Below are 15618 nucleotides of genomic sequence, written 5' to 3'. Positions count from 1 at the left end.
TTCCGGAAAGTTGACCCAGGTCAACGGCTGGCAGCCGGGGTCCAAATCATAGTCTGGGCACGGCCACCGGCCATTCCACACGATCAGAAGGAGAGACATGTCTTCAGTCATCACAGCCAGGCAGTCAGGCGCAAGCGCCGGCGACACGGCCGCACGCGCCCTTCACAGCGTCCCGCTCGACGACGCCGGGGAAGAATCCAAGCTCACCGACGGCTTCCACCTGGTCATCGATGCGCTGAAGCTCAACGACATCGACACTATTTTCGCGCTGCCCGGCATCCCGATCACCGACCTCACGCGGATGGCGCAGGCCGAGGGCATGCGGGTGATCTCGTTCCGCCACGAGCAGCATGCCGGCAACGCGGCGGCCGCCGCCGGCTTCCTGACGCAGAAGCCCGGCATCTGCCTCACGGTGTCGGCGCCCGGCTTCCTCAACGGCCTGACGGCACTGGCCAACGCCACCACCAACTGCTTCCCGATGATCCTGATCAGCGGCTCCAGCGAGCGCGAGATCGTCGACCTGCAGCAGGGCGACTACGAGGAGATGGACCAGCTCGCCATCGCCAAGCCCCTGTGCAAGGCGGCCTTCCGCGTGCTGCATGCCGAGGACATCGGCGTGGGCATCGCGCGGGCGATCCGCTCGGCACTCTCGGGCCGCCCGGGCGGCGTGTACCTGGACTTGCCGGCCAAGCTGTTCGCGCAGACCCTGGACGCCGCGGCCGGCAAGAAGTCGCTGATCAAGGTGGTCGACCCGGCCCCGCGCCAGATCCCGGCCGCCGACGCGGTGAAGCGTGCACTCGAGCTGCTCAAAGGCGCGAAGAAGCCGCTGATCCTGCTGGGCAAGGGCGCGGCCTACGCGCAGGCCGACGCCGACATCCGCGCGCTGGTCGAGAAGACCGGCATCCCCTACCTGCCGATGTCGATGGCCAAGGGCCTCTTGCCCGACACCCATGCGCAGTCGGCCGCCGCGGCACGCTCGTACGTGCTGCAGGAGGCCGATGTCGTGCTGCTGGTCGGCGCGCGCCTCAACTGGCTGCTGTCGCACGGCAAGGGCAAGACCTGGGGCCAGGAGAAGGGCGCCAAGCAGTTCATCCAGATCGACATCGCGCCGACCGAGATCGACAGCAACGTCGCGATCGCCGCGCCGGTGATCGGCGACATCGGCTCCTGCGTGGCGGCGCTGCTCGCCGGCATCGACGGCCAATGGGCCAAGCCGCCTGCAGAGTGGACCGGCGCCATCGCCGAGCGCAAGGACAAGAACCTGTCGAAGATGGCCGTCACGCTGGCCGCCCGGCCTTCGCCGATGAGCTTCCAGAGCGCGCTCAGCGTGATTCGCGACCAGGTCAAGGCGCGGCCCGATGCGATCGTCGTCAACGAAGGCGCCAACACCCTGGACTTCGCGCGCAGCATCGTCGACATGTACGAGCCGCGCAAGCGCCTCGACGTCGGCACCTGGGGAATCATGGGCATCGGCATGGGCTTCGCCGTCGCCGCGGCCGTGGTCACCGGCAAGCCGGTGATTGCCATCGAGGGCGACAGCGCCTTCGGCTTCAGCGGCATGGAGGTCGAGACCATCTGCCGCTACAACCTGCCGATCTGCGTCGTCGTCTTCAACAACAACGGCGTCTACCGCGGCACCGACGTGAACGCGAGCGGCAGCGCCGACGTGGCGCCGACCGTGTTCGTCAAGAACGCGCGCTACGACAAGCTGATGGAGGCCTTCGGCGGCGTCGGCGTGCATGCCACCACCGCCGACGAGCTGGAGAAGGCCCTGAACGAGGCCGTCGCCTCCGGTCGTCCGACCCTGATCAACGCCGTGATCGACGAGACCGCCGGCACTGAAAGCGGCCGCATCACCAGTCTCAATCCGAGCACGGCGAAGAAGAAGTAATCCCAGGCAAACCAGGAGCTATCACATGAGCAGCAGCAACAAACCACTCAACGGCATCAAGATCATCGACTTCACCCACGTCCAGGCCGGTCCCGCGTGCACGCAGATGCTGGCCTGGTTCGGGGCCGACGTCATCAAGGTCGAGCGCCCGGGCTCCGGCGACGTCACGCGCACGCAGCTGCGCGACATTCCGGATGTCGACGCGCTGTACTTCACCATGCTCAACAGCAACAAGCGCTCGCTGACGCTGGACACCAAGCAGCCCGAGGGCAAGGTCGTGCTGGAGAAGCTGATCCGCGAATCCGACGTGCTGGTCGAGAACTTCGGCCCCGGCGCGCTCGACCGCATGGGCTTCACCTGGGAGCGCATCCAGGAGCTGAACCCCAAGATGATCGTCGCCTCGGTCAAGGGCTTCAGCGACGGCCACCATTACGACGACCTCAAGGTCTACGAGAACGTCGCGCAGTGCGCCGGCGGCGCCGCCTCGACCACCGGCTTCTGGGACGGCCCGCCGACCGTGAGCGCCGCAGCCCTGGGCGACAGCAACACCGGCATGCACCTGGCGATCGGCATCCTCACCGCCATCATCGGCCGCCAGCAGACCGGCAAGGGGCAACGCGTCGCCTGCGCGATGCAGGATGCGGTGCTGAACCTCTGCCGCGTGAAGATGCGCGACCAGCTGCGCCTGGACAAGCTCGGCTATCTGGAAGAGTACCCGCAGTACCCGCACGGCACCTTCAGCGACGTCGTGCCGCGCGGCGGCAATGCCGGCGGCGGCGGGCAGCCGGGCTGGGTGCTCAAGTGCAAGGGCTGGGAGACCGACCCCAACGCGTACATCTACTTCACCGTGCAGGGCCACGCCTGGGCGCCGATCTGCGACGCCATCGGCAAGCCCGAGTGGAAGACCGACCCCGATTACATGACCCCCAAGGCGCGCCAGCCGCACATCACCCAGATCTTCGCCACCATCGAGGACTGGCTGGCCGACAAGACCAAGTTCGAGGCCGTGGACGTCCTGCGCAAGTTCGACATCCCCTGCTCGCCGGTGCTGACGATGAAGGAGCTGCTGCACGACGAATCGCTGCGCAAGAGCGGCTCGATCGTCGAGGTGAAAGGCCACAAGGAGCGTGGCAACTATTTCACCGTCGGCAGCCCGATCAAGTTCTCCGACCTGAAGCCCGAGATCACCCCTTCGCCGCTCCTGGGCGAGCACAGCGAGGAGGTGCTGGCCGAGCTGGGATACTCGAAGGACCAGATCGCGACCCTGCGCGAAGCCAAGGCCATCTGAGGCCGGAAAGGGAGAGGCGCCTTGCAATCGAACGTTGACTTGAAGCAGCTCGTCGAAGGCGCCGGCGATGCCATCATGGTGTGCGACGCCGAGGGCGCGATCGTGCTCTGGAACGCGGCCGCAGAGCGCATCTTCGGCTTCACCGAAGCCGAAGCCCTGGGCCGCTCGCTGGACCTGATCATTCCCGAGCGCCAGCGCGGGCGGCACTGGGACGGCTATCGCACCACGATGGCCACCGGCATCACCAAGTACGGCGCCGACCTGCTGCGTGTCCCGGCGCTGCACAAGGACGGGCACACGCTGTCGATCGCCTTCACCGTGTCGATGTTGTTCTCCGAGGATCGCAAGGTGACGGGTATCGTCGCGTTCGTGCGCGACGAAACGGCCCGCTTCGCTGAAGATCGCAAGCTGCGCGCCCGGCTGGCGGAAGCCGAGGCCCGGATCAAAGGAGACACACGATGAGCAAGGCCCTCGAAGGCGTCCGCATTCTGGACTTCACCCATGTGCAGTCCGGCCCCACCTGCACCCAGCTGCTGGCCTGGTTCGGCGCCGACGTGATCAAGGTCGAGCGCGCCGGCGAAGGCGACGCGACACGCGGACAGCTGCGCGACATCCCCGGCGTGGACAGCCTCTACTTCACGATGCTGAACCACAACAAACGCTCGATCACGCTGGACACCAAGAAGCCCAAGGGCAAGCAGGTGCTCGACACGCTGATCAAGACCTGCGACGTGCTGGTCGAGAACTTCGCGCCCGGCGCGCTCGACCGCATGGGCATCACCTGGAGCCATATCCAGGACCTCAACCCGCGCATGATCGTGGCCTCCGTCAAGGGCTTCGGGCCCGGCAAGTACGCCGACTGCAAGGTCTACGAGAACGTCGCCCAGTGCGCCGGCGGCGCGGCCTCGACCACCGGCTTCGAGGACGGCCCGCCGGTGGTGACCGGCGCGCAGATCGGCGACAGCGGCACCGGCCTGCACCTGGCGCTTGGCATCATGGCGGCGCTCTACCAGCGCAACACCACCGGGCGCGGCCAGAAGGTGCTGGCGCCGATGCAGGACGCCGTGCTCAACCTCTGCCGCGTGAAGATGCGCGACCAGCAGCGGCTGGAGCGCACCGGCACGCTGCACGAATACCCGCAGTATCCGGACGGCAAGTTCGGCGATGCGGTGCCGCGCGCCGGCAACGCCTCGGGCGGCGGCCAGCCGGGCTCGATCCTGCGCTGCAAGGGCTGGGAGACCGATCCCAACGCCTACATCTACTTCATCACGCAGGGGGCCGTGTGGCCGGCGGTGTGCAAGGTGATCGGGGAAGAGGGCTGGATCGAGGACGAGGCGTACGCCACGCCGGCCGCGCGCCTGCTGCACCTCAAGCCGATCTTCGCGCGCATCGAGCAGTGGACCATGACCAAGACCAAGTTCGAGGCCATGGACATCCTCAACCAGTACGACATTCCCTGCGGGCCGATCCTCTCGATGAAGGAGATCGCCGCGGACGAATCGCTGCGCGAGAGCGGCACCATCGTCGAGGTGGACCACCCGGCGCGTGGCAAGTACCTGACGGTGGGCAATCCCATCAAGCTGTCGGACAGCCCGACCGAGGTGACGCGCTCGCCGCTGCTCGGCGAGCACACCGAGGAAGTGCTGCGGCAGCTCGGCTACGGCACGGATGACCTGGCGATGCTGAAGGCGGAAGGCGTGATCTGAGGCCACGGGCCCTGCCTCCCGCAGGGCCTGCGACCACGGAAAACCACGCGCCCAATGCATAACTCATAGCGAATGATTTTAATAAAATACTTTCACTATTAATTATTGATCGATCACCCTACATTTTGAATGCGCCGAGCGAAATCAGTTGAAAACGCAGCGGCATTCAATTTGAAGGAGAAGCACATGGTCAATGATTTGCCAATTCAATATCGGAACGATGAAGTGGAACGGAACGCCTACAACGCGGCTTTCTATGAATTGGGCTTCAGGTGGTATTGGGACAGCCACACCTATTACGAATTGCTGGGCGCCAGCCAGGATGCGGGAGAGCGCATCTGCCACTACCTGCAGACCCGCCAGCCGCATCTCCTGAAGGCCTACGACGCGGCCTTCCTGGTCGAGGTCATCCAGCAGAAAAAGGCCAAGCACATCGAGCGCTGCGCCGCACCCGGCGCGGCGGCTTCCCGGTATTTCGACTGGGCCCAGGCGCACGCCAGCGAGCTCGGCGTCTGAAATTCGAATTAACCCAGCCGGCCTGAATGCCATGAACATCCACGAATACCAGGGCAAGGAGATGCTGCGCAAATACGGCGTGGCGACGCCCCGCGGGTTCGTCTGCCTTTCCTCCGACGAGGCGGCCGAGGCGGCCCTGCAGCTCGGCGGCGAGGCCTGGGTGCTCAAGGCGCAGATCCACGCCGGCGGGCGCGGCCAGGGCGGCGGCGTGAAGGTGGCGCGGTCGATCGCGGAAGTGCGGCAGCACGCCGGCCGGCTGCTCGGCATGCGCCTGCGGACGCCGCAGACCGGCCCCGAGGGGCGCCTGGTGAAGCGGCTGCTGGTCGAGGAGGGCGCCGACATCGGCCGGGAGTTCTACCTGGGCCTGGTGGTGGACCGCGAGGCGCAGCGCGTCGCCTTGATGGCCTCGAGCGAGGGTGGCGTGGACATCGAGACGGTGGCCGCCCATTCGCCGGACAAGATCCACAAGCTTTGCATCGACCCGGGCGCGGGCCTGCGCTCCGCCGAGGCCGATGCGGTCGCCCGCGGCATCGGAATTCCGGAGAAGGCGATCCCGCAGGCGCGTGCCCTGATGCAGAACCTCTACCGCGCCTTCGACGAATGCGATGCCTCGCTGGCCGAGATCAACCCGCTGGTGCTGACCGGCGACGGCCGCGTGCTCGCGCTCGACGCCAAGTTCGACTTCGATGCGAACGCGCTCTTCCGTCACCCGGAGATCGCCGCGTTGCGCGACCTCGACGAGGAGGACCCGGCCGAGGTCGAGGCCTCGAAGTTCGAGCTGGCCTACATCCCGCTGGACGGCAACATCGGCTGCCTCGTCAACGGCGCCGGCCTGGCGATGGCGACCATGGATGTGATCCGGCTCTACGGCGGCTCGCCCGCCAACTTCCTCGACGTGGGCGGCGGCGCGACGGCCGAGAAGGTGACCGAGGCCTTCAAGCTGATGCTGCGCAACCCCCGGCTCGCGGCGATCCTGGTCAACATCTTCGGCGGCATCATGAAGTGCGACCTGATCGCGCAGGGCGTCATCGCCGCCGCGCGCGAGGTCGGGCTCAAGGTGCCGATGGTCGTGCGCATGAAGGGCACGCGCGAGAAGGAAGGCCGGGCTCTGCTCGCGCAGTCGGGCTTGCCGATCGTGAGCGCGGACGACATGGCGGACGCGGCCGAGTTGGTCGTCGCTGCCGCAAGGAGCCGATGAGATGTCGATCCTCGTCAACCGCAACACCCGCGTGATCACGCAGGGCATCACCGGCAAGTCCGCGCGCTTTCACACCGCGATGTGCCGGGAGTACGGCAACGGCAGGAAGTGCTTCGTCGCTGGCGTGAACCCGCACAAGGCCGGCGAGTCGTTGGACGGCATCCCGGTCTACGGCACCGTCCGGGAGGCGAAGGAGCGCACCGGCGCGACCGTCTCGGTGATCTACGTGCCGCCGCCTTTCGCGGCCGCGGCCATCGACGAGGCGGTCGATGCGGGCCTCGACCTGGTGATCTGCATCACCGAGGGCATTCCGGTGCGCGACATGATCCGCACCCGCCACCGCATGCAGGGCCGCAAGACCCTGCTGCTGGGCCCCAACTGCCCGGGCCTGATCACGCCCGACGAGATCAAGATCGGCATCATGCCGGGCCACATCCACCAGCGCGGCCGCATCGGCGTGGTGTCGCGCTCCGGCACCCTGACCTACGAGGCCGCCAGCCAGCTCGCGGCCTTCGGCATCGGCCAGTCGACGGTGGTCGGCATCGGCGGCGATCCGGTCGGCGGGCTCGCGCACATCGACGTGCTGAAGCTCTTCAATGACGACCCGCACACCGACGCCGTGGTCATGGTCGGCGAGATCGGCGGCGACGCCGAGGAGCGCTGTGCGCGCTGGATCAAGGAGCACATGCGCAAGCCGGTGGTCGGCTTCATCGCCGGCGCCAGTGCGCCGCCAGGCAAGCGCATGGGCCATGCGGGCGCCATCGTCTCCGGCGGCCGGGGCACGGCGGAAGCCAAGCTGGCGGTGATGAAGGACTGCGGCATCCACGTCACGCGCAATCCGGCGGACATCGGGAAGCTGCTGGCATCGCTGGTCATTCCGGATTACCTACCTTTCGACTGAAAAAGACATGCAGCAATCGCAACGATGGATCCGCTTCGAACGCGCCGGCAAGACGGGCTTCGGCACGCTGGACGGCAAGCATGTGCGCGAGCACCGCGGCGACATGTTCGCTGCGCCCGAGCCGACCGGCAGCGTGTTGGCGCTGGACGAGCTCAAGCTGCTCACGCCCACCCAGCCCACCAAGGTGATCGCGCTGTGGAACAACTTCCACGCGCTCGGCGAGAAGCTCCAGCTGCCGGTGCCGGCCGAGCCGCTGTACCTGCTGAAGGCACCCAACTCCTTCCACGCCGCCGGCGAGCCCATCCGCAAGCCGCTGTGCGAGGGCAAGGTGGTGTTCGAGGGCGAGCTCGGCATCGTCATCGGCAAGACCTGCGCCGCGGTGCCGGAGGACAAGGCGCTCGACCGTGTGTTCGGCTACACCTGCGCCAACGACGTCACGGTGGCGGACATCCTCAACCGCGACGCCTCCTTCGCCCAATGGGCCCGTGCCAAGGGCTTCGACACCTTCTGCCCGATGGGCCCGGTGGTGGCCACCGGCCTCGACCCGGCGACGCTCACCGTGACCACGCTGCTCGACGGCGCGGCGCGGCAGCACTATCCCATCAGCGACATGCGCTTTTCGGTGCAGCAGCTGGTCAGCCTGATCTCCGCCGACATGACGCTGCATCCCGGCGACGTGATCCTGTGCGGCACCTCGGTCGGCGTCGGCTCGATGAAGCCCGGCAGCCTGGTCGAAGTCGAGATCAACGGCATCGGCAGGCTGAGCAACCGCTTCGGCTAGCGCACGGAGAGATTCAACACTTCCAAGGATCGACATGAAGATAGCAGTCATAGGCGCCGGCGCGATCGGCGGCCTGGTCGGAGCGAAGCTCGCACTGGCCGGCGAGGACGTCAGCTTCATCGTGCGGGGAGCGAACCTCGATGCCATTGCGACGAACGGCATCCGGCTCATCTCCGCCGAGGGCGAGGAGCAGGTGGCGCGCAACATGAAGGCCACCGACCGCTACGATCAGGCCGGCCCGCAGGACATTGTCATCCTCGCGATGAAGGCGCACCAGGTCGAGGCCGTGGCGAACGAGGTGCCCAAGCTCTTCGGGCCCGAGACCGTGGTGGTGACGATGCAGAACGGCATTCCCTACTGGTACTTCCACAAGCACGGCGGGCCGCTCGAAGGGAGCACGGTGAAGAGCGTCGATCCGCACGGCGTGGTCGCCACCAAAATTCCAGCCGCGCGGGTCATCGGCTGCGTGGTCTACCCCGCCTCGGAGCTCGTGGCGCCGGGCGTCGTGAAGCACATCGAGGGCGACCGCTTTCCCGTCGGCGAGCTGGACGGCACCTCGAGCGATCGCGTGCATCGCGTCTCGGCCTGCTTCGGCGAGGCGGGCTTCAAGGCGCCCGTGCTCGACAACATCCGCGCCGAGATCTGGCTCAAGCTGTGGGGCAACCTCACCTTCAATCCCATCAGCAGCCTGTCGCATTCCACGCTGGTCGACATCTGCCAGTACCCGCCCTCGCGCGAGCTCGCCGCCGCGATGATGCGCGAAGCGCAGGCGGTCGCGCACAAGCTGGGCATCGAGTTCCGCGTGTCGCTGGACAAGCGCATCGCCGGTGCCGAGAAGGTGGGCAAGCACAAGACCTCGATGCTGCAGGACGTGGAGGCCGGGCGCGCGCCCGAGATCGATGCGCTGGTGGGCGCCGTAGTCGAGCTGGCCCGGCTCACCGAGACCCCGACGCCGCACATCGACACCGTGTACTCGCTGGTCAAGCTGCTGGCGCGCACGATGGAAGGCCAGCGCGGCCGGGTGCGTCTCCACGAGATGGCCTGAAAGCTTCGGCATGAGACGCACCCGACGCGCCCGCATCGTCGCCACGCTCGGCCCGGCCAGCTCCGACGAGGCCGCCATCCGCGCCCTGTTCGAGCGCGGGGTGGATGTGTTCCGGCTCAACTTCAGCCACGGCACGCAATCCGACCATGCGCGGCGACTGGAAACCATCCGTGCGCTGGAGCAAGAGTTCGGCCGCCCGATCGGCGTGTTGTTGGACCTTCAGGGCCCCAAGCTGCGCCTCGGCACCTTCGATGGCGGACGCGTGCAGCTCGAGGCCGGCGCGCGCTTTCGCCTCGACATGGACCGCACGCCGGGCGATGCGCGTCGCGCGCCGCTGCCGCACCTGGAGATCTTTGCCGCGCTGCAGGACGGCACCGAGCTGCTGCTCGACGACGGCAAGCTGCGCCTGCGCGTGGAGCGCCATGGCGCCGACTTCGCCGAGACCACCGTGCTCGTCGGCGGGCCGATCTCGGACCGCAAGGGCGTCAACGTGCCCAGCGTGCTGCTGCCCCTCTCGCCGCTGACGCCCAAGGACCGCGACGACCTCGACTTCGGCCTCGCGCTGGGCGTGGACTGGGTGGCCCTGTCCTTCGTGCAGCGGCCCGAGGACATCGAGGAGGCGCGCGCCCTCATCGGCAGCCGCGCCTGGATCATGGCCAAGCTCGAGAAGCCGGCCGCGATCGAGCACCTGGAGGGCATCGTCGCGCTGTCCGACGGCATCATGGTCGCCCGCGGCGACCTCGGCGTGGAGCTGCCGCCCGAGCAGGTGCCTCAGTTGCAGCGCCGCATCGTGCGCGCCTGCCGCCAGGCAGGCAAGCCGGTGGTGGTGGCGACGCAGATGCTCGAATCGATGATTGCCGCGCCGGTGCCCACGCGCGCCGAGGTCTCCGACGTCGCCACGGCCGTGTACGACGGCGTGGATGCGGTGATGCTGTCCGCCGAATCGGCCTCAGGGCGATACCCGCTGGAAGCGGTCGCGATGATGGACCGCATCATCGCCCGCGTGGAGGCGGACCCTTCGTACCGCAGCGGGATCGACGCCACCCACGCCGCGGCGCAGGCGACCACCGCCGACGCGGTTTGCGCCTCGCTGCGCGACGTGGCGGCGCTGCTCTCGCCGGCCGCGACGGTGACCTATACCTCCTCGGGCTTCACCAGCCTGCGCGCCGCGCGCGAGCGGCCCGCGGTGCCGATCCTGAGCCTCACGCCCGACATCGTCAGCGCGCGCCGCATGGCGATGGTGTGGGGCGTGCATGCGGTGCTGGTGGATGACGTCCACGATGTCGCGGAGATGATCGAGTGTGCGTGTCGCACCGCGCGTACCGAAGGCTTCGCGCATCCCGGTGACCACGTGGTGGTCGTCGCCGGCCTGCCCTTCGGACAGTCGGGTACAACCAACCTGCTGCATGTCGCACGCATCCCGCGCTGAGGCCGGCGCGCCCTCGTCGCGGCGCAACTGAGTTCTTCAGTGGTAGTCGTCTTCGAGCTGATGTCGAACGGCCAGGATGGTGATGGTCGTTCCATCTTCAATTTCGTAGAGGACGACGTATCCACTGCTGCGAAATGGAATGACCAGTTCTCGCAGGAAAGGGCTTTGGCCAGCCTTCCGAAAGATGAAGGGAGCGCGGCACAGGTGGCTTTCGACCTCTGTGGTGATGGTGTCGATCGCGATTTGCGCAGCGTCGAAATCTTCGGCGGTCCGGGCACGGTGGAGCAAGAAATCGAAGAGACGGAGCAGATCGTCGCGGGCTGTGTTGGTGTAGCGAACCTCGAAGTCACCCTTCATCCAAGCACCTGCTTGCGGCGGGCATCGAGCCTGCGCTGAAGTTCCCCGTGCACAGCCGTCGCTGAGTGGTACATGCCGGTGCGCTTGGCGTCCTCGCTCGACTTCAAGCCGCGAGCAAGGAACTCGGCCTGCATCCGGCGGCGGTGAATGGTCTCGCGCATCGCCGTTTCGATCAGGCTCGTCAGCGTCTCGCCTTCACGAAGTACGCTCTCGGCCGCCTCGCGCAGTTCGGCCTCGACTCGAAGGGATGGGAAAGTTGCGGTCTTCATGATGGTAATGCGTTGCAAATGCGATTCGATGAGTGTACCGATGTTCTCCCCAGCAGGTACACATCGTGGGTGTCGGTTTGACGTATACGGCCAGATGGGGTGGCGTCAGGGCGTTTGTCGGCCGGCCGCGTCTTGCGCGGCTGACTGCTGTCGCTGCCCTGCCCCAACAGAGTGGCCACGGTCGTGCTTACCGTGCCCAGCGCAGAGCTGGACGAACTGGCGCGCTGGCGCGCTTACATTTCCCGGATGAAGAACGCGACCCTGCGCCAGTTGAAAGTCTTCGAGGCGGTCGCGCGGCTCCTAAGCTTTTCGCGCGCGGCCGAGGAGCTTCACCTGACCCAGCCGGCCGTCTCGACCCAGATCCGCAAGCTCGAGGAGCATGCCGGCAACGTGCTGTTCGAGCAGTTCGGCAAGAAGATCTACCTGACGCCGGCCGGCACCGAGCTGCTCGGGATCAGCCGCGCCATCATCCAGCAGTTCGAGACAGCCGAGCATGCGATGACGCAGTTCCAGGGCGTCTCGGGAGGCCGGCTCAACGTGGGCGTGATCAGCGCGGGCGACTACTTCTTTCCGCGCCTGCTGGTGGAGTTCGCCGGCCGCCATCGCGGGGTGACGCTGAACTTCACCGTCCACAACCGCGAGGGCCTGCTGACGCACATCGCCGAGAACCTCACCGACCTGGCGATCATGGTGCGGCCGCCCACCGGCATGGACACGGTCCACCAGGCCTTCGCGCCGCATCCCTATGCGATCGTCGCGGCGCCGGGTCACCCGCTGGTCAGCGCCAAGAGCATCCCGCTGGCCACGCTGATGCGCGAGCGCTTCGTCGTGCGCGAGAAGGGCTCCGACACCTGGCACTCGATGGAGGAGGGCTTCGGCGGCGACCTGCGCGGCCTCAACATCGCGATGGAGATCCGCAGCACCGAGACCATCAAGCAGGCGGTGATCGCCGGCATGGGCGTGAGCTTCCTGTCGGCGCACACCATCAGCCAGGAGCTGCGCGCCGGCAGCCTGCGCGTGCTCGACGTGCAGGGCTTTCCGCTGATGCTGAATTGGTACGTGGTGCATCTGCGCACCAAGCGCCTGCCGCCGGTGGCGCAGGCCTTCAAGGACTTTCTGGTGAGCGACGGCGCGGGGCTGATTGCGCAGATCGTGCCGCTCGATTCGACGAGTTGAGGGCCTTCGGACAGGCCCTTCTCAGCGCTGCAGTGCGGCGCGCGCGGCCTTGAAGAAGATCACGATGGGCATCGCGGCGACCAGTTCGCGCAGGAGGGTGGCCGTGCCGCTCGCGGGCGTCGTCTTGATCGAGGTGGGATTCAGGGCAGCGTTGCTCATCAGGAAAACTCCGGGAAGGGTTGGGAATGCGCTTGCCCGCGATTTTAGGGTTTACCCCTAACCGTGACAAACCCAATCGCATGCGACCGCATTGCGATGCGGGGCTTGCGCAACACCCTTCACTCGATGCCATGCGCATGTGACGCGCAGTGCTCGTGCATTGCGTTTCATGGGAACTTGACTGCGGTCAAGAGCGTTTGCGCCGCTCGGGCGGACAGTCGTTCCCACACCGGTCCGGCGTTTCGATTCCGTCGGGCCAACGACAACAGGAGACCTCATGACTCGGCCAACGACCACGATCGCCGGTGCCAATCCGGCGGTGTATTCCACGACGGCAACCTATGGCGCGGCAACGACCCGATCGCAGACCTACCGATGGGGCCAGCTGCTGATCGGCATCGTGTGCATGGCGATGATCGCCAACCTGCAATACGGCTGGACTCTCTTCGTCAACCCGATCGCCGACAAGCACGGCTGGAGCCGCGCCGCGATCCAGGTGGCATTCACGATCTTCGTGCTCACCGAGACCTGGCTGGTGCCGATCGAGGGCTACCTGGTCGACCGCTTCGGCCCGCGTCCGGTGGTGCTGGTGGGCGGCGTGCTGTGCGGCCTCGGCTGGGTGCTCAACTCGGTGGCCGCCTCGCTGCCGATGCTCTACATCGCGGCGGCGGTCGGCGGCATCGGCGCCGGCGCGGTCTATGGCACCTGCGTGGGCAATGCACTGAAGTGGTTTCCCGATCGGCGCGGCCTCGCGGCGGGCATGACCGCGGCCGGCTTCGGTGCAGGCTCGGCCATCACGATCATCCCGATCTCCGCGATGATCCATTCGCACGGCTACGAAGCGGCCTTTCTCTACTTCGGCATCGGCCAGGGCCTGATCGTCTTCCTGCTGGCCTGGGCGCTGACCCGGCCGCCCGAGCACGCAAAGGCTTCGGGCACCCGCAATGTGCAGCAGTCCCAGCGCGACTACGCACCCTCCGAGGTGCTGCGCTCGCCGGTCTTCTGGGTGATGTACGCGATGTTCGTGATGGTGGCGGCCGGCGGCCTGATGGCCACGGCCCAGCTCGCGCCGATCGCCCAGGATTTCAAGATCATCGACGTCCCGGTCAACATCATGGGCTTGGTGCTGCCCGCGCTGACCTTCGCGCTGGCCATCGACCGCGTGCTCAACGGGGTGACGCGGCCCTTCTTCGGCTGGGTCTCCGACAAGATCGGGCGCGAGCAGACGATGTTCATTGCATTCGCGCTGGAATCGGTGGGCATCCTGATGCTCTACCACTATGGCCACAACCCGATCCTCTTCGTCGTGCTGACCGGCATCGTGTTCTTCGCCTGGGGCGAGATCTACAGCTTGTTCCCCTCGACCTGCGCCGACACCTTCGGCGGCAAGTACGCGGCCTCCAACGCCGGCATGCTCTACACCGCCAAGGGCACGGCCTCGCTGCTGGTGCCGCTGTCCAGCGTCCTGGCCGCGGCCACCGGCAGCTGGCAGGCGGTCTTCATCGCCGCCAGCGCGGTCAACCTGATCGCGGCGCTGATGGCGTGGTTCGTGCTGCGCCCGATGCGGCGCAGGCATATCGAGCGGAGCCGGCAGCACGCCTAGTTTGGGCGTTCAGCGCAGGCCGATGCGCGAGGCGCGCGCGCGCAGCCAGGCGGCGCGCGCCGCGTTGCTGGGCTCGACGCGAATCGCGGCGAGGTGCAGGGCACGCATCTGCTCGACTTCCTCGATGAGCCTGCCGGGGCTCAGCAGGGCCTTGACGAACTCACGGACCTCTGCGGCCCCAGCGCGCGGGCCCGGGGATCGGCGGCGCCTCGCGCGCCGAAGGGTCGTTGAAGGATGGACATGGCAGTTCCTTTGGAAGACGGGACGATGCTTTGATCTTCGGCCGGCCTTTCCAATAAGTACAACGAGATTTATTGCCAGTTGAATGCAAAAATAATGCACTCAACAACGCGTGACGCGCCGTGGACATCAACCTGGCCCGGACCTTCCTCGAGATCGTGGAGACGCGCAGCTTCCAGCGCGCTGCCGAACGCCTGCACGTGACGCAGACCTCGGTCAGTGCACGCGTGCGGACGCTGGAGCAACTGCTCGGCCGCAAGCTCTTCGTGCGCAACAAGGCCGGCGCCACGCTCACCACGGCCGGCGAACAGTTCCTGCCGCACGCGACCACGCTGGTGCAGGTCTGGGCGCGTGCCCGCCACCAGGTGGCGGTGCCGACCGGCAGCCGCGCGGTGATCGCGATGGGCTGCGAGATCAGCCTGTGGGACCCGCTGCTGCTGCGATGGCTGCTGTGGATGCGCGCCGCCGATCCCGACCTGGCCCTGCGCACCGAAGTCGGCGAGCCGCTCGACCTGCTCGACAAGGTCGCCTCGGGCGTGCTCGACATCGCCGTCGCCTACGCGCCGCAGCAGCGGCCCGGCCTGCGCGTGGAGCTGCTGATCGAGGAGAAGCTCGTGATGGTCACCACGGCCAAGCGGCCCCGCGTGCCGCAGCCGGCGGACTACGTGTATGTCGACTGGGGGCCGGAGTTCGCGGCACAGCACGGCCTCGCCTTTCCGGAGCTGTCCAGCGCAGCGGTGATGGCCGGGCTCGGGCCGCTGGGGCGCGAGTACCTGCTGGCCGCCGGCGGCACCGGCTACTTCCGGCTCGACGTGGTGCGCGGGCACCTCGAATCGGGCCAGCTGAAGCGCGTGCCCGGCACGCCGGAGTTTCTCTACCCGGCCTATGCGGTCTATGCGGTGGGCGCCGATCCGCGCATCGTCGAGCCCGCGCTGGAGGGCCTGCGGCGGGTGGCGCGCGCGGAGCCCCGATCGATCCAGAGCCCTGTTTCCCCTCGAAATTGACCGGGGTCAAGGGTCGGACCGGCCGATTCATCGACATTGCCTCTGTCATGAATCC

At 67.2% G+C, this 15618-nt stretch carries 16 protein-coding genes; 13 read left to right on the top strand and 3 right to left on the bottom strand.

Annotation, left to right across the window (positions count from 1 at the left end):
* Positions 1-97: 97 nt before the first annotated feature.
* The 10 genes from oxc (at position 98) to pyk (ending at position 10755) form a co-directional block, all read left to right on the top strand.
* Positions 98-1891, top strand: coding sequence for an oxalyl-CoA decarboxylase (oxc, locus tag GXN78_RS11060; protein ID WP_239142668.1), 1794 nt, complete (start codon positions 98-100; stop codon positions 1889-1891).
* Positions 1892-1916: 25 nt separating this feature from the next.
* Positions 1917-3179 carry a formyl-CoA transferase gene (frc, locus tag GXN78_RS11055; RefSeq protein ID WP_106558869.1) on the top strand — a complete coding sequence of 421 codons (1263 nt, stop codon included), beginning with the start codon at positions 1917-1919 and terminating at the stop codon, positions 3177-3179.
* Positions 3180-3200: 21 nt separating this feature from the next.
* Positions 3201-3641, top strand: a complete 441-nt coding sequence (locus tag GXN78_RS11050; protein WP_106558870.1) for a PAS domain-containing protein — start codon at positions 3201-3203, stop codon at positions 3639-3641.
* Positions 3638-4885: a formyl-CoA transferase gene (gene frc, locus GXN78_RS11045; RefSeq protein WP_106558871.1), complete on the top strand. Its 1248-nt coding sequence runs from the start codon at positions 3638-3640 to the stop codon at positions 4883-4885. The genes GXN78_RS11050 and frc (GXN78_RS11045) overlap by 4 nt, the downstream gene beginning before the upstream one ends.
* A gap of 186 nt (positions 4886-5071) precedes the next feature.
* On the top strand, positions 5072-5401 hold the full coding sequence (locus tag GXN78_RS11040) for a hypothetical protein (protein WP_106558872.1): 330 nt from the start codon (positions 5072-5074) through the stop codon (positions 5399-5401).
* Positions 5402-5432: 31 nt separating this feature from the next.
* The gene (sucC, locus tag GXN78_RS11035; RefSeq protein ID WP_106558873.1) at positions 5433-6599 is read left to right on the top strand and encodes an ADP-forming succinate--CoA ligase subunit beta; all 1167 of its coding nucleotides are present in this window, start codon (positions 5433-5435) and stop codon (positions 6597-6599) included.
* 1 nt (position 6600) lies between these two features.
* Positions 6601-7500 carry a succinate--CoA ligase subunit alpha gene (gene sucD, locus GXN78_RS11030; RefSeq protein WP_106558874.1) on the top strand — a complete coding sequence of 300 codons (900 nt, stop codon included), beginning with the start codon at positions 6601-6603 and terminating at the stop codon, positions 7498-7500.
* A 7-nt stretch (positions 7501-7507) separates the two neighbouring features.
* Entirely contained in the window at positions 7508-8281 is a 774-nt protein-coding gene (locus tag GXN78_RS11025; protein WP_106558875.1) for a fumarylacetoacetate hydrolase family protein, read from the top strand.
* Positions 8282-8315: 34 nt separating this feature from the next.
* A complete protein-coding gene (locus GXN78_RS11020; protein ID WP_106558876.1) occupies positions 8316-9326 on the top strand; it encodes a 2-dehydropantoate 2-reductase in 1011 nt (336 codons plus the stop codon).
* A gap of 10 nt (positions 9327-9336) precedes the next feature.
* A complete protein-coding gene (pyk, locus tag GXN78_RS11015; protein ID WP_106558877.1) occupies positions 9337-10755 on the top strand; it encodes a pyruvate kinase in 1419 nt (472 codons plus the stop codon).
* Positions 10756-10791: 36 nt separating this feature from the next.
* Here pyk and GXN78_RS11010 read toward each other — a convergent pair whose 3' ends face one another.
* On the bottom strand, positions 10792-11112 hold the full coding sequence (locus tag GXN78_RS11010; protein ID WP_106558878.1) for a type II toxin-antitoxin system RelE/ParE family toxin: 321 nt from the start codon (positions 11110-11112) through the stop codon (positions 10792-10794).
* The gene (locus GXN78_RS11005) at positions 11109-11381 is read right to left on the bottom strand and encodes a YlcI/YnfO family protein (RefSeq protein ID WP_106558912.1); all 273 of its coding nucleotides are present in this window, start codon (positions 11379-11381) and stop codon (positions 11109-11111) included. Before GXN78_RS11005 ends, GXN78_RS11010 begins: the two co-directional genes overlap by 4 nt.
* A gap of 246 nt (positions 11382-11627) precedes the next feature.
* Here GXN78_RS11005 and GXN78_RS11000 point away from each other — a divergent pair, with 246 nt between their 5' ends.
* Entirely contained in the window at positions 11628-12557 is a 930-nt protein-coding gene (locus GXN78_RS11000; protein ID WP_106558913.1) for a LysR family transcriptional regulator, read from the top strand.
* Positions 12558-12578: 21 nt separating this feature from the next.
* Here the strand turns inward: GXN78_RS11000 and GXN78_RS40800 are convergent, their stop codons facing one another.
* Complete coding sequence (locus GXN78_RS40800) at positions 12579-12716, bottom strand: hypothetical protein (protein WP_181360623.1); 138 nt, start codon at positions 12714-12716, stop codon at positions 12579-12581.
* 277 nt (positions 12717-12993) lie between these two features.
* Here GXN78_RS40800 and oxlT point away from each other — a divergent pair, with 277 nt between their 5' ends.
* Together oxlT and GXN78_RS10985 are read left to right on the top strand one after the other, a co-directional pair.
* The gene (oxlT, locus tag GXN78_RS10995; protein WP_106558879.1) at positions 12994-14319 is read left to right on the top strand and encodes an oxalate/formate MFS antiporter; all 1326 of its coding nucleotides are present in this window, start codon (positions 12994-12996) and stop codon (positions 14317-14319) included.
* Between the two features lie 362 nt (positions 14320-14681).
* The gene (locus tag GXN78_RS10985; RefSeq protein WP_106558880.1) at positions 14682-15563 is read left to right on the top strand and encodes a LysR family transcriptional regulator; all 882 of its coding nucleotides are present in this window, start codon (positions 14682-14684) and stop codon (positions 15561-15563) included.
* The last annotated feature ends 55 nt before the right edge of the window (positions 15564-15618 follow it).

Origin of the sequence: Variovorax sp. WS11 (assembly GCF_010499245.1) — a bacterium.
GTDB lineage: Bacteria > Pseudomonadota > Gammaproteobacteria > Burkholderiales > Burkholderiaceae_C > Variovorax.
Note: the sequence above shows the minus strand (reverse complement) of the source record. Positions and strands in the feature narration are given on the sequence as shown.